Annotated in this window: 1 protein-coding gene; it reads left to right on the top strand. The window is 50.9% G+C overall.

The genetic code is table 11. The annotated features are described in order from the left end of the window. On the top strand, window positions 1–294 hold a 294-nt coding region (locus AC0L3B_RS38990), incomplete at its 5' end, for a hypothetical protein (RefSeq protein ID WP_473383015.1). Between the last annotated feature and the right edge of the window lie 24 nt (window positions 295–318).

Consider the following 318-nt stretch of genomic DNA (forward strand, 5'->3'; position numbering starts at 1 on the left):
GAAGCCAGGGGCCACTGGCAGGTCAATACCTCTAACGGGTTCATCACCATCAAAGGTGAAGTCAGCGTTGGCAATCTCTCGGCCACGCCGATCTTGATGGTGGCCCTGCAGCCTCTTATCGGTGACACACTTCAACTTCGTCTGGAAATACTCGAATCTCCTGGAGCCACCTTACCGATGGTGACTACAAAGAAGGTGGTTTTCAAACTGCACGATTGCCCTGGCATTTCCAGAATTACCATTGGCGGAACACTGATTGCCGTTTCCCGTGCGGCAGAGAACGTCCCACAATAAACATAACGTTTGTTACGCGAAATT

The sequence above is a fragment of the Bradyrhizobium sp. Kon56 genome (assembly GCF_055807635.1).